At 63.3% G+C, this 1,371-nt stretch carries 1 protein-coding gene; it reads right to left on the bottom strand.

The annotated features are described in order from the left end of the window. Positions 1 to 1,320 (bottom strand): IS4 family transposase (locus KY572_RS46815; protein WP_224250317.1); only part of this gene is annotated, 1,320 nt, incomplete at its 3' end. Between the last annotated feature and the right edge of the window lie 51 nt (positions 1,321 to 1,371).

The raw sequence follows: 1,371 nt of genomic DNA, 5'->3' as shown, positions 1-1,371 counted from the left end.
CCGTCCTGAGACGTAACCCTTCTTCGTCTTCTTCTTGGGCCCTCGTGGGTGCTTGCGCAGGCGCTTGGGCTGAACATGCTGGGCGACGCGGATGAGGGTTCGGCTGAGTTGAAGAGGGGATTGCTCGTCGAAGGCGGACCAAATCTCGTCCTCCACGGCAATCACCATCCCGCCATAGGTCGCCTTCACCTCGGTGGAAACGAAGAAGAGTGAGATTTCAATGCCCTCGGCCTTGGCCTCAGGGTGTGCCGCCTCGACAGCCGCCTGGATGACCGCCAAGATGTTGTAGGCCACCACGGCGGTACCGAAAGCCAGGAGTGCCGCTCTGGGCTGGCCCAGCGTCCGCACCTCGCTGTGGAGGGCGGATTCAAGACTCTGAAACATGCCTTCGATGCTCCAGCGCTTGCGGTACAAACCCGCCACCTGCTCGGCGGAGAGTTTGTCCTCCGGGGCGTTCGTGAGCAGACGAATGAGAGGCTCCCCCTCCTCGGTGGGCTCATCCAGTTGAAGTTCGATGCGACGAAGCGTGAGCAGGCGCCCGCTGCCGTCCTCCACCTGGACGGCCTGCTCGAAGACGACGCCCGTCTCCACACGGCCCATCTTCTTGCGCTTCCCCACCTCAGTCGGGCTGGGAGTGCGTCCGTGCTCTCGGATGATGAAGGCGGCCTGTCGGTCCTCCAAGCCAAAGACAATCCGGGCGGTGGAGAAGTTTCTGTCGGCTATCCACAAGTCTCCCTGTTGGGCATGCTCCAGCGCTGCGGCCACCAGCGTCCTCTCTTGGGCGTGCGCGTCCTCGCAAGGCACCATGTCCACCACCAACCCTTGCTCGGGTGCGTACACCACCAGCGAGTGCCCAGGCAGGGCGGCTCCTCGAAACTCACGCAGCGGCTTGAGCCTCTTCTCACTGGCAGGCAGGTGATTGCCGTCAATGACTCGGACGCGATAACCCTCTACCCAAGGCTTCTGGCCTGTCCGCAGCGGTTCCACCACGGGCGCCAGTCGCTGAGCACTGCCACGAACCAGGGCGCGCACCAGCCCTGGCTCCATCCGATTGACCTTGTCGTAGAGCGCGGCCAAGGAGGTGCCTACCTCCGCAGCTTTCGCGGCCGCATGCAAAGACGGGCGCAGCCCCAGGGCCACCACCGACATCAGCCCGACAACGGTGGAGAAGAGAAGCTCCCGGGTGTACTGCCTCTGGCGGTGCTCCTCGAAGAGCGAGTCCATCCACTCTGCGCTGACGGCGCGCTGGAGAACCAGCCGCGCCATGACACTCACCGGACTGTCTTTGACAAACCGTTCAAGGATTGCATCGAAGGCCACCGCACAGCTCCAGGAGAAGGGATGCCGGACGTGCTTACTCTGTAGGTAGAA

The sequence above is a fragment of the Hyalangium gracile genome (genome assembly GCF_020103725.1).
GTDB lineage: Bacteria > Myxococcota > Myxococcia > Myxococcales > Myxococcaceae > Hyalangium > Hyalangium gracile.
The sequence above is the reverse complement of the archived record's forward strand: the minus strand, read 5'-3'. Positions and strand labels throughout refer to the sequence as shown.